The organism is Xanthomonas sp. BRIP62411, assembly GCF_003993525.1.
In the GTDB taxonomy this organism is placed as follows: domain Bacteria; phylum Pseudomonadota; class Gammaproteobacteria; order Xanthomonadales; family Xanthomonadaceae; genus Xanthomonas; species Xanthomonas euroxanthea.
The window spans coordinates 67632-90542 of sequence record NZ_QEZI01000007.1 but is presented as its reverse complement, the minus strand read 5'-3'; the positions used below and the strand labels follow the sequence as shown (position 1 = coordinate 90542).

At 67.1% G+C, this 22911-nt stretch carries 15 protein-coding genes; 6 read left to right on the top strand and 9 right to left on the bottom strand.

What is annotated here, in order from left to right; all coding sequences use genetic code 11:
* Positions 1-94: 94 nt before the first annotated feature.
* From EO139_RS03930 to EO139_RS03920, 3 genes are all read left to right on the top strand, one after another.
* A complete protein-coding gene (locus tag EO139_RS03930) occupies positions 95-787 on the top strand; it encodes a rhomboid family intramembrane serine protease (protein WP_003482177.1) in 693 nt (230 codons plus the stop codon).
* Positions 788-869: 82 nt separating this feature from the next.
* Positions 870-1190, top strand: a complete 321-nt coding sequence (locus EO139_RS03925) for a DUF1820 family protein (protein ID WP_016901574.1) — start codon at positions 870-872, stop codon at positions 1188-1190.
* Positions 1190-2176: a D-2-hydroxyacid dehydrogenase family protein gene (locus EO139_RS03920; RefSeq protein ID WP_115675510.1), complete on the top strand. Its 987-nt coding sequence runs from the start codon at positions 1190-1192 to the stop codon at positions 2174-2176. Before EO139_RS03925 ends, EO139_RS03920 begins: the two co-directional genes overlap by 1 nt.
* Before the next feature lie 238 nt (positions 2177-2414).
* Here EO139_RS03920 and EO139_RS03915 read toward each other — a convergent pair whose 3' ends face one another.
* Positions 2415-3944, bottom strand: coding sequence for a S41 family peptidase (locus EO139_RS03915; RefSeq protein WP_104650084.1), 1530 nt, complete (start codon positions 3942-3944; stop codon positions 2415-2417).
* 141 nt (positions 3945-4085) lie between these two features.
* Positions 4086-5384, bottom strand: coding sequence for a peptidoglycan DD-metalloendopeptidase family protein (locus EO139_RS03910; protein WP_180496827.1), 1299 nt, complete (start codon positions 5382-5384; stop codon positions 4086-4088).
* A gap of 97 nt (positions 5385-5481) precedes the next feature.
* Between EO139_RS03910 and EO139_RS03905 the strand changes: the two genes are divergently transcribed.
* Both EO139_RS03905 and EO139_RS03900 read left to right on the top strand, forming a co-directional pair.
* On the top strand, positions 5482-6138 hold the full coding sequence (locus EO139_RS03905; protein WP_104586254.1) for a hypothetical protein: 657 nt from the start codon (positions 5482-5484) through the stop codon (positions 6136-6138).
* Positions 6139-6198: 60 nt separating this feature from the next.
* Positions 6199-7989 (top strand): M28 family metallopeptidase, encoded by a 1791-nt coding sequence (locus EO139_RS03900; RefSeq protein ID WP_126969385.1) that lies wholly within the window; start codon positions 6199-6201, stop codon positions 7987-7989.
* Between the two features lie 321 nt (positions 7990-8310).
* Here the strand turns inward: EO139_RS03900 and EO139_RS03895 are convergent, their stop codons facing one another.
* From EO139_RS03895 to EO139_RS03880, 4 genes are all read right to left on the bottom strand, one after another.
* A complete protein-coding gene (locus tag EO139_RS03895) occupies positions 8311-8757 on the bottom strand; it encodes a PepSY domain-containing protein (protein WP_164739720.1) in 447 nt (148 codons plus the stop codon).
* 291 nt (positions 8758-9048) lie between these two features.
* A complete protein-coding gene (locus tag EO139_RS03890) occupies positions 9049-10110 on the bottom strand; it encodes a glycoside hydrolase family 5 protein (protein WP_104536613.1) in 1062 nt (353 codons plus the stop codon).
* Between the two features lie 511 nt (positions 10111-10621).
* Positions 10622-11611 (bottom strand): glycoside hydrolase family 5 protein, encoded by a 990-nt coding sequence (locus EO139_RS03885; protein WP_206515118.1) that lies wholly within the window; start codon positions 11609-11611, stop codon positions 10622-10624.
* 783 nt (positions 11612-12394) lie between these two features.
* Positions 12395-13468 carry a glycoside hydrolase family 5 protein gene (locus EO139_RS03880; protein WP_126969381.1) on the bottom strand — a complete coding sequence of 358 codons (1074 nt, stop codon included), beginning with the start codon at positions 13466-13468 and terminating at the stop codon, positions 12395-12397.
* Positions 13469-13776: 308 nt separating this feature from the next.
* Between EO139_RS03880 and EO139_RS03875 the strand changes: the two genes are divergently transcribed.
* Positions 13777-14835 (top strand): NAD(P)-dependent alcohol dehydrogenase, encoded by a 1059-nt coding sequence (locus EO139_RS03875; protein WP_104586240.1) that lies wholly within the window; start codon positions 13777-13779, stop codon positions 14833-14835.
* A gap of 184 nt (positions 14836-15019) precedes the next feature.
* Here EO139_RS03875 and EO139_RS03870 read toward each other — a convergent pair whose 3' ends face one another.
* From EO139_RS03870 to gltB, 3 genes are all read right to left on the bottom strand, one after another.
* Positions 15020-16108, bottom strand: a complete 1089-nt coding sequence (locus EO139_RS03870) for an acyltransferase (RefSeq protein WP_115675514.1) — start codon at positions 16106-16108, stop codon at positions 15020-15022.
* Between the two features lie 692 nt (positions 16109-16800).
* Complete coding sequence (locus EO139_RS03865; protein ID WP_115675515.1) at positions 16801-18282, bottom strand: FAD-dependent oxidoreductase; 1482 nt, start codon at positions 18280-18282, stop codon at positions 16801-16803.
* A 129-nt stretch (positions 18283-18411) separates the two neighbouring features.
* On the bottom strand, positions 18412-22884 hold the full coding sequence (gltB, locus tag EO139_RS03860; protein ID WP_126969379.1) for a glutamate synthase large subunit: 4473 nt from the start codon (positions 22882-22884) through the stop codon (positions 18412-18414).
* Positions 22885-22911: the final 27 nt, after the last annotated feature.

Sequence of the window (22911 nt, the reverse complement as noted above, 5' to 3'; positions counted from 1 at the left end):
CGACAATTAACCGAACAATAACGAAGCGCGTATTGATCGGCCGGACAGGTTAGGGGTGGGTTCAGGAGCGTGAACCCGCTAGAGTGCCACTCCGATGTTCGTCTCCCTCCCCTCCCGCAAGAAACCCACCCCGCGCTGGGCGGTGCCGTTGCTGTTCGCCACCGTCTGGCTGGCCTATCTGTGGTCGATCAGCCGGCCCGGCGAGGCGCGCAATACGCTGTGGCTGGACTGGGGCGCGCTGTCCAGTGGCGTGTCCAACCTGGGCGACTGGTGGGCGACGCTGCGCGACGGCAGCGTGCTGCGGCTGTTCACCGCGCTGTTCCTGCATGCCGACTGGTCGCACCTGCTCGGCAACCTGGTGTTCCTGCTGATCTTCGGGCTGCCGGCCGAGCGCATTCTCGGGCCATGGCGCCTGCTGCTGCTGTTCCTGGTCGGCGGCGCGGCCTCCAACCTGGCGGCGATCTTCGCGATCGGCACGCCGGACCGGGTGATCATCGGTGCCTCCGGCGCGGTGTCGGCATTGATCGGCACCTATCTGGCGTTGTTTCCCGGCGCCAAGCTGGGCGTGGTGCTGCCGCTGGGGGTGTTTCTGGAATTCATCCGCGTGCCGGCGCCGTTGCTGATCGGCGCCTGGGCGCTGCTGCAGGTGGTGTTCGCCTACATCGGCCCGGCCTTCGGCATGGTGGCGTGGTCGGCGCATATCGCCGGGTTCGTGTTCGGCATCGTCTACGGGCTGTACGTGCGCGCGGCGATCGCGCGGCGGCTGCGCAAGCGCCACGGCTTCTAGCGCGGCGCCAACGGGGCAAGGCGCCCCCGGGCGCAGTGATGCGCGGCCGCGCGCTGCATAGTGGCGCGCCTATAATCGCCGCATGTCCAAGCCTCTGTACAAAGTCACCTTCCTCAATCACGGCAAGGTCTACGAGCTCTACGCCCGCCAGGTCACCGGCAGCCATCTGTGGGGGTTCAACCAGATCGGCGAGCTGGTGTTCGACGTGCACGACGGGCTGGTGGTCGATCCCACCGAAGAGCGCCTGCGCGAAGAGTTCGGCAACACCAAGACGCTGCACCTGCCGATGCAGAGCATCGTGCGCATCGAGGAAGTCGAGAAGAAGGGCCAGTCGGTGATCCGCGACGCCACCACCGGCGACAAGGTGGTCACGCCGTTCCCGTTGCCGACCAAGCCGCGCTGATGCGCATCCTGGTGCCCGACGATTACCAGGGCGCCGTGCGTCACCTGCCCTGCCTGCAGCGCCTGCACGGCCACGATGTGCAGGTGCTGGGCGCACTGGCCACCGATCCCAACGAATGGGCCGAGCGGCTGGTCGAAGCCGATGCGCTGGTGCTGATCCGCGAGCGCACCCGCGTGGACGCCACGCTGTTGCGGCGACTGCCGCGCCTGAAGTTGATCAGCCAGACCGGCCGCATCGGCGCGCACGTGGACGTGGCCGCGTGCACCGAGTTCGGGGTGGCGGTGGCCGAAGGCGTCGGCTCGCCGGTGGCGCCGGCCGAACTGACCTGGGCCCTGATCCTGTCGGCCAGCCGGCGCCTGAGCGAGTACCAGCGCGCGTTGCACCAGGGCCGCTGGCAGGCGCTAGGCGATCCCGGCCTGGGACGCGGAGTGCACGGGCGCACCCTGGGGATCTGGAGTTATGGGCGGATCGGCCAGCGCGTGGCCGGCTTCGGGCGTGCGTTCGGCATGCAGGTGCTGGTCTGGGGCGGCGACGCCTCGTGCGCACAGGCCGCGCGCGACGGCTTCGCCATCGCCGGCAGCCGCGAGGAACTGTTCGAACGCAGCGATGTGCTGTCGCTGCATCGGCGCCTGACCGCGCAGACCCGCCACCAGGTCGGTGCGCAGGATCTGGCGCGGATGCGCCCGGATGCGTTGCTGGTCAACACCAGCCGCGCCGAGCTGATCGCGCCCGGCGCCTTGCTGGCCGCGCTGGATGCGGGCCGACCGGCACAGGCGGCGGTGGATGTGTTCGAGCGCGAACCGGTGCTGGATGCGCGTGATCCGTTGCTGCAGCATCCGCGCGTGCTGGCGACGCCGCATCTGGGCTATGTGGAAAGCGACAGCTATGCGCTGTACTTCGAGGCGGCGTTCGACAACGTGCTGGCATTTGCCGCAGGGACGCCGCGCAATCTGGTCAATCCCGAGGCGCTGGCGGTAGCGCGGTAACGCTGGTTTGACGTGGTGATCGCGTGTTCGGGAAGGCTTGTCGCGACCGGGGTCGCTCCTACAAAAGCATTGGCGCTCGATAGTGCCTCGCTGCGGCAAAGCCCTGGGTCAAGGTCAAACCTGGCCTGCGCTGTGGCAAATGGATGATTGAGGAAGGAGTGCAAATGCGTTGCAGGGCCGCGCGTATCGATCGCGCCGGGCGCGCAGCGGGTGATGCACCCGCTGCGCTGCGGCCGGATTACTTGACCGGTTCGGCCGGTTTGGGCTTGTCCGCAGGCGCAGCCGGTTGGGCCGGTTGGGCCGGCGTGGCCGGCTTGGCCTTTTCCGCCGGTTCGCTCGGTTTGTCGGCAGGCTTGGGCTTGTCGGCCGCTGCCGGGCGCGCGGCAGGCGGCTTGGGGTCGGCCGCGGGCTTGGCGGCCTTGGCCTTCTGCGCTGCCTGCGCCTTGGCCTTGAGCGCGGCTTGCGCCTTGGCCGCCGAGCCGGGCTGCTTGAGCTCGGCCAGCGCGGCGGCGATCGGGCCATCGCCCGGCAAGACGTCGCCGGCGCTGTAGCCCTCCTCGCCTTCGGCATCGCCGCGCAGATGGCCCGGCAGCGTGGCTTCGCTGAAGTCGGTCAGGCTGGCCGGCACATCGGCGTCGCCCGGTTGCGGTTCCGGGGTGAGCAGCACTTCCGGCACGATGCCGCTGGCCTGGATCGACTTGCCGCTGGGTGTGTAATAGCGCGCGGTGGTCAGCTTGACCGAGTCGCCGTTGTCCAGCGGCAGCACGGTCTGCACCGAGCCCTTGCCGAAGGTGCGGCTGCCGATGATGCGCGCGCGCTGGTTGTCGCGTAGCGCTCCGGCCAGCACTTCCGACGCGCTGGCCGAGCCGGCGTCCACCAGCACCACCACCGGTGCGCCGCCGAGCAGATCGCCCGGGGTGGCATCGAACTTGGCATCGCTGATGGAGATGCGCCCGCGCGTGCTGACGATGTTGCCCTTGTCGAGCAGATCGTCGGCCACCTGCACCGCCGAGGTCAGCAGGCCGCCAGGGTTGCTGCGCAGGTCCAGCACCAGGCCGCGCAACTTGCCGCCGGCCTGCAGCTGCTTGAGGTTCTTCTGGAAATCGGCACCGGTGTCGGCCTGGAAGGTGCTGATGCGGATGTAGCCATAGCCCGGTTCCAGCAGCTTGCTGCGCACGCTGGCCACGCGGATGGTCTCGCGCTGCAGGGTGACGTCGAACGGCTTGGGCGCCTTGTCGCGCACGATGGTCAGCACGACCTTGCTGCCGGATTCGCCACGCAGCGGTTCCATCGCCTTGCTGGCGTCGATCGGCTTGCCGTCGATGGCCACGATGACGTCGCCGGCGCGGATGCCGGCACGCGCGGCCGGGGTGTCGTCGATCGGCGCAATCACCTTGAGCGTGTTGTCCTGCTGCTGCAGCAATTCCACGCCGATGCCGTCGTAGGCGCCGGTGGCCTGCTCGTCGAAGGCTTCGGCATCTTCCTTGTCGAAATAGGTGCTGTGCGGGTCCAGGTCCGAGAGCAGGCCGCGCACCGCCGCGTGCATCAGCTTCTTGTCTTCGACCGGGTCGACGTAGGCCTGCTTGACCGCGTTGTACACCGCCACGAAGCGGCGGATCTCGTCCAGCGGCACCTTGGACACGGCGGCTTCGTTGGCTTCCGGATCGTCCGCAGTGGCCTGGGCGGCGGCGGGACTGGCTTTCTGCGCCCAACCGGGTGAGGCGAACAACGCCAGCGACAGGGCAACGGACAGGACGGCTACGCGCATGAAGCACTCCGACAAAGAGATAAGACGCCCCGCAACGGAGCGGCCTGGATTATGCGCGAAGCGGCGGTAAATCCGCGTTGACTTGGCAGGGCCAGGTCGGGCCACGGTCATGCACCGGCGCGCGCGTGGCCTGGGTGGGGCTCAGCGGCGCTGCAACCAGCTCGACGGATCCACCGGCTGCCCGTTGCGCCGCAGTTCGAAGTAGAGCGCCGGCACGCCCTGCCCGCCCGAGCTGCCGACCTTGGCCACCGCCTCGCCGCGCTTGATCGACGCGCCGGCGTCGCGCAACAGCGTGTCGTTGTGCGCGTACAGGCTCATGTAGCCGTTGCCGTGGTCCACGATCAGGATCATGCCGTAGCCGGTCATCCAGTCGGAGAACACCACCGTGCCATCGGCCACCGCGGTGACCGTGCTGCCCTTGGGCGCGCCGATCAGCACGCCCTTGCTGGTATGGCCGTCCGGCAAGGGGGCATTGAAGCGCGCCAGCAGGTTGCCCGACACCGGCCAGCTCAGGCCGCCGACCTTGGGTGCCGGCGCGCTGGCGATGACCTTGGGCGGGGTCTTGCCGGGACGCTCGGGGCGCTCCGTATTGCCACGCTTTGCCTGCGCGGCGGCTTCGGCGGCGGCGCGCTTGGCGGCGGCGCGCCGTTCGGCCTCGGCCTTGGCGGCGGCCGCGCGCAGGTTGGCGAGAAGCTGCTCCAGCGACCTGGCGTCCTGGCCCAGGGCTTTTTCGCGTTCGGCGCGTTGTTTGTAGCGGTCGTCCAGCTGCGCGACGGTCGCCGCCTGTTGCGAGCGATCCTTCTGCAGCAACGCGGCCTGCGCCTTTTGCTGCGCACGTGCCGCATCCAGCGCCTGGCGCCGGCTGGCGATGTCCTGCTCCACCTTGGCCAGCGCATCCAGCTGCGTGGTCAACGCCTGGATGCGCTGCGCACGTGCGTTCTGCACATAGCGGTGATCGGCCAGCATGCGCGTGGCATCGCCGACGGTGTCCTGCGACAACAGCACCTTCAACGGCGCGTTGCGGCCGACCTGGTCGGCGGCGCGCAACAACGCGGCCAGCTGCACGCGCTGGTTCTGCAGGCCGCGCTGCAACTGCGCACGGTCCTGCTGCAGCTTGCCCAGATGCTGTTCTTGCTCGCGCATCGCCGATTCGGTCTCGCTCAATGCACGCGAGGTCCTGGCCACCTTCTCATCGGCCTGGCGCAACTGCTGGGCGGCATTGCCGCGCTTGCCTTCCAGCGCGCGGCGGTCGGCGCTGATGGTCTTGAGTTCGTCGCGCAGCTGCTGCAATTTGCGCTCGGCCTCACGCTGGCTCTGCGCGCCCGCCCCGGTGCTGCCCAGCAGCGCACAGGCCAGCACGGTCACCGCCAGCCACGCGCGTGGGCGGCCGGTGGCGGGGGCAAGCGGCAGGCGCGATCGCGGTGCGGGCGACAGGGGCAACGAAAGGTCCAATGACTTCAGGCAGGTGCGCGATTGTAGCCAAGCATGGTGTGATCGCCGCCACGCCCAAGACAGCCGCCGCCGCGCAAGGTTCAGCATGAAAGCCCAGCATCTCGTTCTGGCGTTGTCCCTGGTCTGCGCAAGTGCCTGGGCCGACGAGGACATCAGCAAGGTCAACGGCCGCATCAGCGCCGAGGCCGGCAAGGTCTATGGCGGGCTGGATACCGTCAACGGTTCCATCGAGATCGGCGCCGGCGCGCAGACCCGCAGCGTGGAAACGGTCAACGGCAGCATCCAGATCGGCGACAACGCCCGTACCGGCGATGTCTCCACGGTCAATGGCGCGATCACGCTGGGCCAGAAGGTGGTGGTGTCCGGCGGGCTGGAGACGGTCAACGGCAGCGTGCTGGTGGAACGCGGCAGCCGGATCAGCGGCGGCGTGGAAACGGTCAACGGCAGTATCGGCCTGGTGGAAACCGAGCTGGGCAAGGGCATCGAGACCGTCAACGGCGACATCACCGTCGGGGTGCGCTCGCATGTGCGTGGCGGGATCGAGGTCACCAAGCCGAATTTCAGCTTCTCGTTCAAGCCTGCGCGCAAGCCGCGGGTGGTGATCGGCCCGGATGCGGTGGTCGATGGCCCGCTGGAGTTCGAGCGCGAGGTCAGCCTGTACGTGCACCGCACCGCGAAGATCGGCGCAGTGACCGGCGCTACCGCGCGCAGCTTCGACAGCGACGTGGCACCCAGGGACTGACGCCCCGACCACGGGGCCAGCGCCTAGAATCGGGGGACCTTCGCCGCACGAGGAGTCCCGATGCCCCGCAAGATCCTGTTGTGCCTGGCCGCGACGCTGGCCCTGGCCGGCTGCAAGCGTGAACCCGCCGATGCGCCGAGCGCACCCGCCGCGCAGGTGCCGGCCGACAGCGCGCCCAGCGCCCCGGTCAGTCGCCACGCCTTCTCGCCGGAGCTGACGCCCGGCGACTTCGCCGAGCTGGTCAAGACGCTGGCCTCGGACGACTTCGAAGGGCGCGGCCCCGGGACTCCCGGCGAAGAGAAGACCGTCACCTACATCCGCGACCAGATGCAGCGCATCGGCCTGCAGCCGGGCAACGGCGACAGCTGGTTCCAGGACGTGCCGATGGTGGAAACCACCGCCGATGCGGCCACCGCGCCGACCCTGCGCAGCGGCGAGCAGACCCGTACCCTGGCCTTCGGCAGCGACATCGTGGTCGGCACGCGTACCGGCCAGGCCGAGGTCAAGCTGGACAACAGCGAGCTGGTGTTCGTCGGCTACGGCGTGGATGCGCCCGAACAGCAGTGGAACGATTACGCCGGCCAGGACTGGAAAGGCAAGACGGTGGTGATGTTCGTCAACGACCCGGGCTTCCAGACCGGCGATGCCACGCTGTTCGACGGCAAGCGCATGACCTATTACGGGCGCTGGACCTACAAGTTCGAAGAGGCCGCCCGCAAGGGCGCGGCCGCTGCGCTGATCGTGCACGACACCCCGGGCGCCAGCTACGGCTGGGACGTGGTGAAGAACTCCTGGGCCGGCCCGCAATACGACCTGCCGGCCAAGGACGATCCCGATCCGCGCCTGCCGGTGCAGGGCTGGATCAGCGCCGAGACCGCCAAGCAGCTGTTCGCCAATGCCGGGCTGGACCTGGCACAGGCCTACAAGGACGCCAGCAAGCGCGGCTTCAAGCCGGTGCCGTTGAAGGCCAGCTGGTCGGTGGACCTGAAGAGCAGCATCGCCGAAAAGACTTCGCGCAACGTGGTCGGCGTGTTGCCGGGCACCAGCCACGCCGACGAGGCGGTGCTGTACATGGCGCACTGGGACCACCTGGGCAAGCATCCGGGCGAAAGTGGCGACAACATCTACAACGGTGCGGTGGACAACGCCACCGGTGTGGCCGGCATTCTCGAAATTGCCGACGCGTTCGCGCATCAGGATCCCAAGCCGGCGCGCTCGGTGGTGTTCGTGGCGGTGACGCTGGAGGAATCGGGCCTGCTCGGTTCCAAGTACTACGTGGCCAACCCGAGCTTTCCACTGGACAAGATCGCGGCGGTGATCAACCTGGATGCGATGTCGGTGGCCGGGCGCGCACGCGATGTCACCGTGGTGGGCATGGGCAGTTCGGAGCTGGAAGACATCCTCAAGCCGATTGCCGCGATGCAGGGCCGCACCCTGCATGCCGAGGCCACGCCGCAAAGCGGCTCGTATTTCCGCTCGGATCACTTCAACTTCGCCAAGGCCGGCGTGCCGGCGCTGTATGCCGATGGCGGCGAAGACCTGCGCGAGGGCGGCACCGCGGCCGGCCGCGCGGCCGCCGAGGACTACGGGCGCAATCGCTATCACGCCCCTGGCGACGAATACGATGCGGCCACCTGGAAGCTCGATGGCACCATCGAAGACCTGCAGGCGGTGTATGGCGTGGGCAAGGAGGTGGCCGCCGGGCAGCGCTGGCCCAACTGGTATGCCGGCAACCCGTTCAAGGCGGCGCGCGATCGCATGATGGCCGGCAAGCCCGCTACGGGCGCCGAGGCGCCCGATACCGGCAAAGACACCGCTGCAGAGGGCAAGAAGGCAGCACCGACGCGTTGACCGGCGCCGGGACGGCACGCGTCATGCAGCCGATGCATGGCCGGGTGGCGCGGTCTGTAAGGGCAGCGGCAGTGCGTCCGCGCATCGATCAGACGCGTATCGATCAAAAACGCAAAGGGCCTCCTGGTGGAGGCCCTTCGCGTTGGGTGCGTCGTGACGGTTGCGGACCAGATCACGCTTATTGCCGATGCAGCACGGTCGCGATGGTGCTGCGATGAATAGTGCATCGATGCACTACGCGATGCCTTTAGCCGTGCTGCCGGCCACGCGCTGCCATCAAGCCAGCGGCATCATCTACGCCACCGGCTTCTGGCGTCCCGGTCAGTCGTTGTCCACGCTGACCACGTGCCCGTCTTCCGGATCGACATGCAGCTCCACCTTCTGCCCGCCACGCTCGGCATCGGCGCTCCACAAGCCGTCTTCGAACTTGAGGTCGTGCACGTTGGAATAGCCGCCGGTCGACAGCGCGGCGCGGATATCGGCCTCGCTCAGCTTGGAGGTGGTCTGGTCGCCATAGACGCGGCCGGTGACCGGATCGATGCGGACGTCCACGTCCTTGCCGTCGCCGCTACGCGCGTCAGCGGTCCACACGCCATGCTCGAACTTGACGTCGTGCACCTTGGTGTAGCCCTTGCCGGTCAGCATGCTGGTGACCTCGCTGGAGGTCAGTGCCTTGGCCGGCTTGTCGGCGGCCGCTTGCGCAAATGCGCCCTGCGCCGCCACTGCCAGTGCGCCGATCAGCGCGGTCTTCATCAGTCGATATGCCATGTGATGCTCCTGCAGTGAAGTGCGCCCATGCTGGACGCGGCTTTATCGCTGTCAGGTGAAAGCCACTTCAAACGCGTTGCGAAAGTTCAGTGAGCTCAAGCTTTGGTGATGATGCGCCCGCGCTGCATGCGGTGGTACGCACGTTCGTAAGAGGGCGTTGCGCAGTGGCACGTTGCGCTACCTTAACCGCATCATTCGCATTGTCCGACGACATGTGATCCGTGCGAAGGACGCAAAAAAGCGAGCCGCCTTGCGGCGGCTCGAGATTGACCTACAACCCTCTGCCTCACCTCACGGAATGGCGCGTGTGGCGCGAACGGCCTGGGGCGAGAGGATGGACATCTGCGGCCTGTCGGTGCCGTCCTTGTTGGGATGCACGCTGTACTCGTAACTGACATTCCACCACGAGCCGGCAGCCCACCACGTCCAGCCCGTCCAGACATCTGCATTGGCATCGATATAGCGGAGCATGCCGCGCAGCGCTTCATTGCAGACCGGGTTGTTGCCGGTGCCGAATTCGCCCAGGAATCCGCGCTTGTGGTTGGTGCGCAACCACTCGGTGAAGCTGCGCAGGCGCTCGACACCGATGGTGGCACTGACGCAGACATTGGTGGTGCCGCTGGAATCGGCATCCAGGTACTGATGCACCTCGAACGCGTAGCGATTGAGCGGATCGTAGATCGAGACCAATGCGGTTGCGTTGGAGTAACCATCGTTGGTGGGCGAATACCAGCTGTGCGCACCGGTCCACAATGCGCCAGGCACCAGGATCAGATTGTTCGCACCGGTGGCACGAATCGCATCGATGCCTGCCTGTGCAGTGGCTGCCCAGCCGCTGGCCGATACGCCGTTGGGCTCATTCATCAGCCCGAAGATCACGGCGTTGTCGCTGGGAAATACCAGCGCAAGGCGGCGCCACAGGTCGGCGAAGGTGGCGTTCGACACCTGGTCGCCGCCAATCTTGTAGCCGTAGTATTTGCCGTAATTGTGGATGTCCAGCACCAGGTACATGCCCGATGCCTTGGCGCGTGCCACGGCTTGCTTTACCAGAGCCAGTTGGGTCGGATCCAGTTCGCCGCGTGCACTCGGCTGCAGGCGTTCCCACAGCACCGGCAGGCGGATCGTATTCATGCCAACGCCGGCGAAATAGGTGTAATCGCTGGCCGGGGCATACATATAGTCCTTATTGAGGACACCGGGTTTCTTGGACGATGCAAATTCGGCGCCGGATAAATTGACGCCGGCATATTTCAGTGCGCGGGTTTGTGCGTAAACGGGTGCGAATGTGCCGAACAGGACGCAGAGCAGGGCGCAGCGGAAAATGGTGCGCAGCGTTTGAGAGACAGCAGACATAAAACAACTCCTTAGACGACGGGGATGGTGTGTCGCAGCGGGTTGCGTGCGATCTGCGCGAGGTGCGCCACACCTGTCGTAACCAATGCATCTGCCGTGCCTAATTGCCCACCACATCGCGTGTGAATTAAATGTGTTGGCTGGGTCGCAGTCACTTACCGCAGGGGTCACGTTCTGGAACAGCACGCTGTAACGCGCCGCGTTGAAAAGCGGTCGCGCACGCTTGTCGGCACCGCCATCGCATGCATGGCGCTGTCGAAAAATCGGCGAATGGATGCGCTCGCCGTCAACGCTGCGACGTCGGGTCACTGACGCGGCAGCGTTGTTGCGCGCGTACACATGGCGAGCGCTAGCGCGCGCCGTGTGCTGGCGTTTTATTGCGGAAGGACTGTGCTCACCGCGGCCGGGCACGGTTGCTGCCTGGCATCGGCACGCACTGCGCGTGCATGCCGATGCTGGGTGCCTGCTGCGCCGCGTGCGACGGGTGACCCTCGCTCGCGGCGTGCTTCGACTAGTGGGTGATGCGTTTTGCGCGCGCGCTCAGGATCGACATCTGCGGCTTGTCGCGGCCCTGCGCATCGGGATGCACGTTGAAGGGGTAGGTGCGGTTCCACCACGCGCCGGCGGCCCACCAGGTCCAGCCCAGCCACACGTCGCGGTTGGTCTCCAGATACCCCAGCATGCCGTTGAGTGCGCTGTTGCAGGTGGCGTTGTTGCCGGTGCCGAACTCGCCGAGAAATCCCTGCTTGTGATTGATGCGCAGCCATCGGGTAAAGCTGCGCAGGCGCTCGGCACCGACAGTGCTGCTGACACACCCGGCGCTGGTGCCGCTGGAGTCCGTATCCAGGTATTGATGCACTTCGATGGCGTAGCGATTGAGCGGGTCGCGAATGGAGGCCAGCGCCACTGCGTTGGACTGGCCGGCAACGGTGGAGTACCAGCTGTGCGCGCCACTCCATAGCGCGCCGGGCACCAGGATCAGATTATTGGCGCCGGTTTTGCGGATGGTGTCGATCGAGGCCTGCGCCGCGTTGGCCCAGGATTGCGGATTGATGTCGTAAGGCTCGTTCATCAGCCCGAAGATCACGCTGTTGTCGTTCTTGAAGGCGATTGCCAGGCGTCGCCACAGATCGTTGAAGGTGCTGATCGGCACGCGTGCACTGCCGATCTTGTTGCCGTAATACCTGGCGTAGTTGTGGATATCCAGGATCAGGTAGACCTTGGCGGCCTTGGCGTTGGCCACGGCCTGGCGGATCAGCGCCAGCTGCGCTGCATCCAGCTCGCCGCCGGCCTTGGGTTGCAGGCGTTCCCACAGGATCGGCAGCCGAATGATGTTCATGTGCTTGCCGGCGAAGTAGCGGTAATCGCTGGCGGCCGGATACAGGTAGTCGACGTTGAGCACCCCGGGCTTTTGCGAGGATTTGATTTCGGCACCGGACAGATTGACGCCTGCGTACTTCAGGCGGTTCTGTGCATGTGCCAAGGGCACGCCTGCAAGCAGCGCGCTGGCAAGCAGCAGCAATGACAACGCACGGCTGGACAGCCGGCGCGTCGGAGTGGGGGAGGGCAACATGGGTGACTCCTGAAGCATTCGCGGGGGAGATGCATGGCCCGGCGAACCTGCCACGGGCATGAAGACACTGCATCGCGCTTCACCCTAAGCGCATCCGGACATTCAAACTACGAATGCGAGATATCACTTAATTCGAGCTGTGAGCCACTCCGCAGTTATTGCCAAACATGCACACGCTTTGTTGTGGTAAAGCGACGCCACGCAGTCACGCCCATTGCAGGCCGGGTGCACTCTGCGCCGCAAGGCTGCGGAAACACCGTGCATCCGGCCTGCCTGGAGGCGGCTGTTGTGCGATCGCCACACTGCCGTTGATGGCGTCGCGCGTGGTGGCGCTGCAGATCGCAGTCGCGACGCGCTGCCCTGCGCAGGGCGATCGTCGGAACGCAAAGGCGCGGCGCGTGCGACCGCGGTGCGACGCGCTGGGATCAGCACGCCGGCACGCGCAAATGTCACCTGGTGCGATCGCGGAACTTGGTATGTGCCGTGTGCAGCGCGTGCGTTGTGGGCTGCGCCATGCGTCCGGCAGCGGACCGCCAATGCGCATCCTGCGACACGCTGAGTGCGCTGGCGTCTGCCAGCGATGCAGCGCGCTGCAGGCAAGCATCGGCGGATCCCATCGCATCTCCGTGGCAGGACATGGACGATGGCACGCAAAAAAAACGGTGGCCGCAGCACAGGCTGCGACCACCGTGATCGACCCGCCCGCGTGGGCTACTTGGTCGCGCGGCGTGCGTACTTGCTCAGAATCGACATCTGCGGCTTGTCGCTGCCGTCCTTGCCCGGCTGCACGGTGAAGAAGTACTCCGGCTTCCACCATGCGCCAGCGGCCCACCAGGTCCAGCCCAGCCACACGTCGCTGTTCTTTTCCATGTAGGTCAGCATGCCTTCCAGTGCCTGGTCACAGACCGGGTTGTTGGCGGTGCCGAATTCGCCCAGGAAGCCCTTCTGCTTGTTCTCGCGCAGCCAGGCGGTGAAGCCGCGCAGCTTCTCTTCGCCGACCGTGGCGCTGGTGCACACCGGCTTGGTGCCGCTGTAGTCGTTGTCCAGATACTGATGCGCTTCGAAGGCCAGGTTGTTGCCCGGGTCCTTGAGGATTTCCAGGGCCTTGGCATTGGAGACGCCGTAGCTGGCGCTGCGCCAGCTGTGTGCGCCGCTGTAGGCGGTGCCCGGCACCAGGATCAGGTTCCTGGCGCCGGTCTTGCGGATCGCGTTGATCGCGCCCTGCGCCGCGGTTGCCCAATCGGTGGCGGAAATGCCGTTCGGCTCATTCATCAGCCCGAAGATCACCGACGAGTCGTCCTTGAATTCGAGCGCCAGCCGGCGCCACAGGTCCGCGACCGCCGCGGTGGGCACCTCGCTGCTGCCGATGCGCTTGCCGTTGTACTTGGCGTAGTTGTGCACATCCAGGATCAGGTACTGCTTGTTGGCCTTGGCCGCCGCCACCGCTTTCTTCAGCAGCGCCAGTTGCGCCGGGTCCAGGTCGCCGCTGAGCTGCGGTTGCAGGCGCTCCCACAAAAACGGCAGGCGAATCGTATTCATGCCCTTGCCGGCGAAGTAGCTGAAATCCGATGCGGACGGGTAGGTATAGTCCTTGAACAGGGTGCCGGGCTTCTTGCGTGAGTTGAACTCGGCGCCGGACAGATTGACGCCGACATACTTCAGGCCGCTGGACTGCTTGTCAGGATGGCCAGGCTCCTTGGCGTGCGCCAGCGGTATCGCGGCCAGCAGGGTCAGTGCGAGTGCAGCGCTGCGCAAGGATGGGAACGTGGGGGGAGAACGGAACATGGAAGCCTCCTTCGGCATCGACGTAGGCGGCCGCAGGGGGAGGGCACGGCCAGCAGGGATGGTGCAGGTCAGGACGGTGGTTGGTCAGCGTAGAAGCTCCGGCGTTAGCGCACCATTCACGCCGGCAACGGCGATTTGATCGCGTACAAACACCTGCAGGGCGCACCATGCCGCTGCGGTCGCGTCCGCAACCCGACAGGCAAGACGCACTGTCGCAGGAGTGCGACAGGCGCCTGTCTTAAGCTACAACCCGATTTCTTTTGTCGTCCGCACTGTCGCGGGGGACGTCACATCCCGGAGTCTTTCCCATGAGCCAAGCCCACGCTTACGCCGCACACACTGCCGATCAGCCGCTTGCACCATTCGTGTTCGAACGACGCGCGCCCGGCCCCAACGATGTGCAGATCGATATTGCCTACTGCGGCGTGTGTCACTCGGATCTGCATACCGCACGCAACGAATGGCAGAACACACGCTATCCGTCGGTGCCCGGCCACGAGATCGTCGGCCGCGTCACTGCGGTTGGCGATGCGGTCACCGGCTTCAAGGTCGGCGACCTGGCCGGTGTCGGCTGCATGGTCGACAGCTGCCGCAGCTGCGCGTCCTGCCAGGAAGGCGAAGAGCAGTATTGCGAGCAGGGCTTCACCGGCACCTATAACGGTCCGATGTTCGGGGGTGGCGAGAACACCTACGGCGGCTATTCGGACCACATCGTGGTCGATCAGAAGTACGTGCTGCGCATCTCGCACAGCGACAACCTGGCCGCCGTGGCCCCGTTGCTGTGCGCCGGCATCACCACCTATTCGCCGTTGGCGCACTGGAAGGTCGGCCCCGGTCAGAAGGTGGGCGTGGTCGGTCTGGGCGGCCTAGGCCACATGGCGGTGAAGATCGCCAAGGCGATGGGCGCCACGGTGGTGCTGTTCACCACCTCCGAGAGCAAGCGCGCCGATGCGCTGCGCCTGGGCGCCAGCGAAGTGGTGATCTCCCGGGACGAGGCGCAGATGGCCGCGCAGACCAACACGCTGGATTTCATCCTCAACACCGTGGCCGCGCCGCACAACCTGGACCCGTTCCTCAATGCGCTCAAGCGTGACGGGGCGATGGTGCTGGTGGGCGTGCCCGAGGAATCGCACCCGTCGCCGAGCGTGTTCAACCTGATCATGAAGCGCCGCACGCTGGCCGGTTCATTGATCGGCGGCATTCGCCAGACCCAGGAGATGCTGGATTTCTGCGCCAAGCACAACATCGTCTCGGACATCGAAACCATCCGCGCCGATCAGATCAACGAGGCCTATGAGCGCATGCTCAAGAGCGACGTGAAGTACCGCTTCGTGATCGACATGGCCACGCTGGACAAGGCGGCCTGATGGCCCGACCTGCCGCCTTGTCACAGGGCGGCAGGGCGTTTGCCGGCGCTGCGCTCGGCCCTAGGTGATGCTCGCGCGCATCACCTGGGGTTTTGCACTGCAGGTGGTGCGTGACCGCACGACATCGGTCGTAATCAGTTGGATCGATGGCGCCGGTGAGCGGCACCATCGGCACGCATGCCCACTAGGCGGACACCGGTGAGCCGTGCAGCGTGCCGACGGCAGGCAACGCGCTGCGTGGGCGGCGGACCGGCATCGGTGCGGAGAACAGCAGGTTCAGCGCAGGCAGGCGGCCGGGCACGCGCAGCAGGCACAGCACGGCCGGGACCAGTACGCCGACCCCCAGCAAGGCAAAGAACAGCACCGCTCCCTCGTCGATCCAGCGCGGCAGCAGATAGGCCAGCACTATGAAGGGCGGAAAGTGGCTCAGGTAGAACACCACCGAGTTGCGGCCCACATAGCGGATCGCCTGCGCGGCCGGTTGCCGGTTCGCCCACATCGCCACAGCGACCAGCAGTGGCAGCGCGATCACCACCAGCGGCAGGTAGCCGATCCAGATGCCATGCAGCGCGGTGAGATTGGCGATCAGCACGATGGCGCACAGGCTCAGGCACGACAGCGGCCAGATCCAGCGCGGCGCCTGCCGCAGCAGTGCCGGCACCCGGCCAGCCAGCAGCGTGCCGATGTAGAAGAACGCAAAGTAATAGAACGGATCTGCGCCCTGGCGCAGCAGCGGACCCAGGCAGACCGAGCCCAGCACGGTCGCGGCCAGCACCAATGGCGGCGGCAGCCGACGCAGCAAGGGCATCAGCACCAGGAACACGAACAGGTAGAACAGGAACCAGGTCAGCGCCACGTTGCCGACCGCGATCTTGCCAAGATCCAGCCAGGCGATGGGTTCGGCCTTGGCCAGCACCGAGCCTGCCTCGCGCAGGGCGAAGATCAGCACCGACCAGAGCAGGTACGGGTACAGCACGTGCCGCAGCTTGCCGCCAAGGTAGGGTGCGATGCCCTTGTCCAGCCCGCGCGCGACGAACAGGCCCGACAGCAGGAACATCAGCTGCATGCGCAGCGGTGCCAGCGAGCGGTTGAGGTGCTCGATGGACAGCATCAGGGCACTGGCTTGCTCGGTCGCGCCGCCGCGCAGTTCCGGGTAGGCATCGAAGGCGAAGCCATAGGCGTGCAGCACGATCACCATCAATACGCTGGCGCCGCGGAGCCAGTCCACCCAGTCGTCGCGTCCATGTTGGCTGGTAGCGAGTTGCTGCGTCATGAGGTTGCTTCCTTGGTGAGGCCCACGGCTTCGCCGCCGCGTGGCGCGGCGACACGTGAACGAGGTCTGGAGTCCACGGCGGCGGTGTTGCCCGCACCTGGGATGGAACCGACTGCCGTCACTGCCCGGCGCCTCCAGGTCGGCGCAGAACGTCCTGCGCGTCGGGGGTGATTGATTGGGCCGGTACTACGTGGCGACAGAAGATATGTGACTTAAATCACACTTCCACAGGGGGTGCAATCGTAGAGGCTGCAGATCGCGACAGCCCTGTGGGCATGCCGATTGCGGGCGCTGGCGTGCGTGCAGCGCGTCAAATGGCGGCCGGACGCTTGCGTCTGCCGCCACCGCGCACCGGCCGGCGCGTGCTGAGCGCGAGGCCAATGTGGAGCCACGTGGTGTGTTCGTCGCGCGCTGCGGGTCGGACCGGACACGCCCGTGCGGAGGCGAAGCTGGCTTGCGCCTGGAGGCGCCTGGAGGCGCCTAGAGGCGTCTGGCGGCGTGGCAGGCAGGTGCGCGCCTGGTCTTGCGCCAGGCGCAGGCGATCATTGCGTCGCGCATGCGGGCGTTTTCCCGCGCCGCGGATACGCTGCAGCGCGCAGCGTCATCCAGTCTTGCCGCGCAGGCCGCATGCGGCTTGCCTGCAGGCAACGCGATAGCCAGCGCCGGGCACCGAGCCCACGCGCTGGCCACACTCAGGCGGCGGCCGGTTCCTTGACCTGCGCCTTGACGCCCAGCAGCTGCACGATGCTGCCGGCCGCGTCGCGGCCTTCGGCCACGGCGGTGACCACCAGGTCGGCGCCGCGCACGCAGTCGCCACCGGCGAACAGGCGCGGGTTGCTGGTCTGGTAGGGCAGGCGGCCGTTGTCGTCGGCCGGTGCGACGATGCGGCCGTTGCTGCCGGCTTCCACGCCCTGCGAGGCCAGCCAGTCGGGCAGGGTCGGCGAGAAGCCGAATGCGATGATCACCACGTCCGCTTCCAGCAGCGATTCGCTGCCTTCCACCGGCACCGCGTTGCGACGCCCGCTGGCATCGGGGTCGCCGAGCCTGGTCTCCACCACGGTGACGCCGATGGCCTCGTCGTCGGCGCCGGATTCGATCGACAGCGGCTGCCGGTTGAACAGGAAACGCACGCCTTCCTCGCGCGCGTTGGCGACTTCGCGCGCCGAGCCCGGCATGCTGGCCTCGTCGCGGCGGTACGCGCAGGTGACCTTGGCCGCGCCCAGGCGGATCGCGCTGCGCACGCAGTCCATGCCGGTGTCGCCGCCGCCCAGCACCACCACCCGCTTGCCGTTGAGATCGGGCAGCGCCATCTGGTCTTCCCAGCCGGCGATCGGCCGGCCGTGCGGGTCGTTGCCGCTGACGATGCGGCTGTTCTGCACCAGGAACGGCAACGCCGGCAGCACATTCTTCAGGTCCTGCCCGGGCAGCCCGCCATCGGTGTAGCGGTAGGCACCGGTGCCCAGGAACACCGCATCGTATTCGCCCAGCAACTGCTCGATGCTGATGTCGCGGCCCACTTCCACGCCCAGGCGGAACTGCACGCCCATGCCTTCGAGAATCTCGCGGCGCTTGCCGATCACCGACTTGTCCAGCTTGAAGCTGGGGATGCCGAACTGCAGCAGCCCGCCGATCTGCTCGTAGCGGTCGTAGACCACCGCCTCGATCCCGGCACGTACCAGGCGGTCCGCGCAGGACAGGCCGGCCGGGCCTGCGCCGATCACCGCCACCCGCCAGCCGCTCGGCTGCACGTTGCCCAGGTCCGGGCGCCAGCCCATCTTGAACGCGGTATCGACGATGTATTTTTCCACCGCGCCGATGGTGACCGCGCCGAATTCCTCCAGCGTGCAGCTGCCTTCGCACAGGCGGTCCTGCGGACACACCCGCCCGCACACTTCCGGCAGCGGGTTGGTGGAATGGCACAGCGCGGCGGCTTCTTCGATGCGGTTTTCCTGCACCAGCTGCAGCCACTGCGGAATCGCGTTGTGTACCGGGCATTTCCAGCTGCAATACGGGTTGCCGCAGTCCAGGCAACGGCCGGACTGGTACTGCGCGTCGGCCTTGTCGAACTTGCCGTACAACTCGCCCCAGTCACCGGAGGTACGCAGCTCCACCGGAATGCGCGTGGGCATGGTCCGGGGCAGGTCGAGGAATTGGAAGGCTTGCTTGCGGCTCATAAAAGAAATCCGTGGCTGATTCCCTTCTCCCGCGTGCGGGAGAAGGTGCCCCGAAGGGGCGGATGAAGGTTGCGGGCCACCGGCCCTCACCCCCGACCCCTCTCCCGCAAGCGGGAGAGGGGAGCACGACTAGGCGGCGCGCCGTAGCGACTCAGTCAGCGACTCGATGCTGGCGGCCTTGGGTTTGACCAGCCAGAACTTGCCGATGTAGTCGCGGAACTCGTCCAGGATCTGCTGCGCCCAGATGCTGCCGGTCAGCTCGCGGTGGCGGCTGATCAGGGTGTGCAGATGCTGGCGGTGGTTCTCGAAGCCCTCGGCGGAGACACGGTGGATGTCGATCAGCTCGTGGTTGTAGCGGTCCACGAAGTCGCGTTCGATATCCAGCACATAGGCCAGCCCGCCGGTGAAGCCGGCGCCGAAGTTCAGGCCCACCTTGCCCAGCACCAGCACCACGCCGTCGGTCATGTATTCGCAGCAGTGGTCGCCTGCGCCTTCCACCACCGCCAGCGCGCCGGAGTTGCGCACCGCAAAGCGCTCGCCGGCGCGGCCGGCCGCGAACAGCTCGCCGCCGGTGGCGCCGTACAGGCAGGTGTTGCCCACGATCGGCGTGCTGCGCGCCTCGAAGCGCGCACCGCGCGGCGGACGCACCACCAGCCGGCCGCCGGCCATGCCCTTGCCGACATAGTCGTTGGCTTCGCCTTCCAGCTCCAGCTGCAGGCCACCGGCGTTGAATGCGCCAAAGCTCTGCCCGGCGGTGCCGCGGAAGCGCAGGTTCAACGGCGCATCGCTCATGCCGTGGTTGCCGTGCACGCGCGCAATGGCGCCGGACAGGCGCGCGCCGATCGAGCGGTCGGTGTTGTGGATCAGGAAGCGATGGTCGCCGCCGGTCTTGTTGGCGATCGCATCGGCCAGCAGGCCGTCCATCTGCGTGGCCAGGCTGTCGGGCGATTCGTACAGGCGCTGGGCCGCGCAATGGCTGCCGTCGTAGCGCGCATGGGTGAGCAGGCGCGACAGATCGACCTTGACCCCGGCACGCGGCGAGACCTCCAGCTGTTCGAGCAGGTCGGTGCGGCCGACGACGTCGTCCAGCGACCGCACGCCCAGGTAGGACAGCCACTGGCGCACTTCCTCGGCCAGCAGACGGAAGAAATGCTCCACGCGCTCGGGCAGGCCGGTGAAGTAGTTCGCGCGCAGGCGCTCGTCCTGGGTGGCCACGCCGGTGGCGCAGTTGTTGAGGTGGCAGATGCGCAGGTACTTGCAGCCCAGCACGATCATCGGCGCGGTGCCGAAGCCGAAGCTGTCGGCGCCCAGCAGCGCGGCCTTGACCACGTCCAGGCCGGTCTTCAGGCCGCCGTCGGTCTGCAGGATGGTGCGCTCGCGCAGGTCGTTGGCCACCAGCGCCTGGTGCGACTCGGCCACGCCCAGTTCCCATGGCACGCCGGCATAGCGGATCGAGCTGACCGGGCTGGCCCCGGTGCCGCCGTCATGGCCGGACACGGTGATCAGGTCGGCGCCGGCCTTGACCACGCCGGCGGCAATCGTGCCGACGCCGGCATGCGCCACCAGCTTCACCGAGACCAGCGCGGTCGGATTGACCTGCTTGAGGTCGTAGATCAGCTGGGCCAGGTCCTCGATCGAGTAGATGTCGTGGTGCGGCGGCGGGCTGATCAGTCCGATGCCGGGCTTGGCGTAGCGCAGCCGCGCGATCAGTTCGTTGACCTTGTGGCCGGGCAGCTGGCCGCCTTCGCCGGGCTTGGCACCCTGGGCGACCTTGATCTGCAGCACTTCGGCGTTGACCAGGTATTCCGGGGTCACGCCGAAACGGCCCGAGGCCACCTGCTTGATCTTGGAGCGCTTCTCGGTGCCGTAGCGGGCCGGGTCTTCGCCGCCTTCGCCGGAATTGCTGCGCCCGCCCAGGCGGTTCATCGCAATGGCCAGTGCTTCGTGCGCCTCGGGCGACAGCGCGCCCAGGCTGATCGCGGCGGTGTCGAAGCGGCGCAGCACATCGGCCGCGGGGGCGACCTCGTCCAGCGGGGTCGGGGTCGCGGCACGCTTGAGCTGGACCAGGTCGCGCAGCGTGGAGGCCGGGCGCGCATGCACCGCGTCGACGTACTTCTGCCAGTCGCCGGCATCGCCGGTGCGGGTGGCGCGCTGCAGCGTCATGACCACGTCCGGGTTGTACATGTGGTACTCGCCGCCGTGCACGTACTTGAGCAGGCCGCCCACTTCCGGCTTGAGCTGGTCGTTCCAGGCGCGTGCGGTGAGCTCGCGCGCCTCGGTGTCCAGCCGCGCCAGGCCCACGCCGCCGATGCGGGCGGGCGTTTCGGCAAAGCACAGCTCCACCACGTCCGGGTCCAGCCCGACGATCTCGAACAACTGCGCGCCGCGGTAGCTGGCGATGGTGCAGATGCCCATCTTGGAGATGATCTTGGACAGGCCCTTGTAGATGCCCTTGCGGTAGCGGCGGCCGATCTGCGACTGCTCGCCGCCCTTGCTCAGCTGCAGGATGCCGCGCCGGCCCAGGTCGAACAGCGTCTGGTAGGCCAGGTACGGATACACCGCGGTAGCGCCGAAGCCGAGCAGGCAGGCCATGTGGTGCGCATCGCGCGCGGTGCCGGTCTCGATGATCAGGTTGACGTCGCAGCGCAGGCCCACCTTGCACAGGTGGTGATGCACCGCGCCGGTGGCCAGCAGCGCATGCGCCATCGGCCGGTCCGGCACCGGGTAGCGGTCCGACAGCAACAGCATCACCGCACCGGCGCGCGCGGCCGCTTCCACTTCCTGGCAGATGCGTTCCAGGCCGGCCTTGAGGCCTTCCTCCACGCTGTAGGACAGGTCGATCAGGCGGTTGCGCTCGACGTACTGCTCCATCTTCAGCAGCTGGCGCAGCTTGCGCTGGCTGAGCACCGGCGAGTTGAGGATGACGTGGTTCACCGTCTCCGCGCCGGCATGGAAGATGTTGGTCTCCTTGCCGAGCTGGGTGGTGAGCGACATCGCGATGCCTTCGCGCAGCGGGTCGATCGGCGGGTTGGTGACCTGCGCGAAGGCCTGGCGGAAGTAGTCGTACAGCGGCCGGGTCTGGCGGCTGAGCACCGCCATCGGGGTGTCGTCGCCCATCGAGCCGGTGGCTTCCTGCTCGGTCTCGGCCAGCGGGCGCAGGATCTGCTCCACTTCCTCGGTGCTGAGCTGGAACAGCTTGTGGTAGCTGCGCAGGGTCTGCTCGCTGAAGGGTTCTTCCACCAGCGAGGGGTCGATCAGTTCGGTCTGCAGGTAGGTCACGCCCTGCTGCAGCCATTGCTTGTAGGGGGCGCGCGCGCGGTTGATGCGGTCGATGGCGTCCGAGTCGAGCAGGTCGCCGCGCTTGAGGTCGATCGCCATCATCTCGCCCGGGCCCAGCTTGCCCTTGCGGGTGATGCGCTCGGCCGGCAGTTCCCACACGCCGGCCTCGGAGGCCACCAGGAAATGGCGGTCGGAGGTCAGCATCCAGCGCGCCGGGCGCAGCCCGTTGCGGTCGAGCATGCAGGCGGCATAGCGGCCGTCGCAGGCGACGATGCCGGCCGGGCCATCCCACGGCTCGGTGTTGAGGCCGTAGAACTCATAGAACGCGGCCAGGTCGGCGTCCTTGAACTCCAGCGACTGGGTCGCCGGCGGCACCAGGATGCGCAGCGCCTGCAGCAGGTCCATGCCACCGGCGATCAGCAGCTCCAGCATGTTGTCCAGGCTCTGCGAATCGGAGCCGTGCATGGAGATCACCGGGTCGAACTGCGCGATATCGAAGCGCGGGGTCTGCCACACCTTGCTGCGCGCCTGCGCCCAGCGGCGATTGCCTTCGATGGTGTTGATCTCGCCGTTGTGGGCGAGCAGCCGGAACGGATGCGCCAGCGGCCAGCGCGGCAGCGTATTGGTGGAAAAGCGCTGGTGGAACACGATTGCGCTGGAGGACAGGTCGCTGCGCTGCAGGTCCGGGTAGAACGTGCTCAGCTTGTCCGGCAGCACCATGCCCTTGTAGCTGATGCCGTTGGGCGACAGGGTGGTGACATAGAAGTCCGCCACCTCGCGCAGCGCCTGTTCGGCGCGGCGGCGCGCCAGAAACAGCGCCAGGGTGAAGCCGTCCTCGCTCTGTTCGGCACCGGCATCGACGAAGACCTGCTCGATGCGTGGCAAGGTGTCGCGCGCCAGCTGGCCGCACACGCTGTCGTCGGTGGGTACCACGCGCCAGCCGCGGAACTGCACGCCGGCGGCGTGCAGCTGGGTTTCCAGTTCGGCACGGCAGCGCGCCGCATCGCCCTCGTCCAGCGGCAAGAACACCACGCCGGCCGCGTAGCGCGTGCCCACGGTGATGCCGGCGTCGCGCGCCAGCCCGCGCAGGAACGCATCGGGTTTGCGGATCAGCAGACCGCAGCCATCGCCGGTGAGCCCGTCGGCCGCCACGCCGCCGCGGTGGGTCATGCGCGAGAGTGCCGCAATCGCGGTGTCCACCAGCGAGCGGGATGGTTGGTCGTCCAACTGGGCGACCATGCCAAAACCACAGGCGTCGCGCTCATCGCGCGCGCTGTTGTAGAGACCGTAGTCGTTGAGCCCTTGGCGAGTGCGGGGGGCCATGTCTGCCTCTTTGCGATCTGGGAGAGC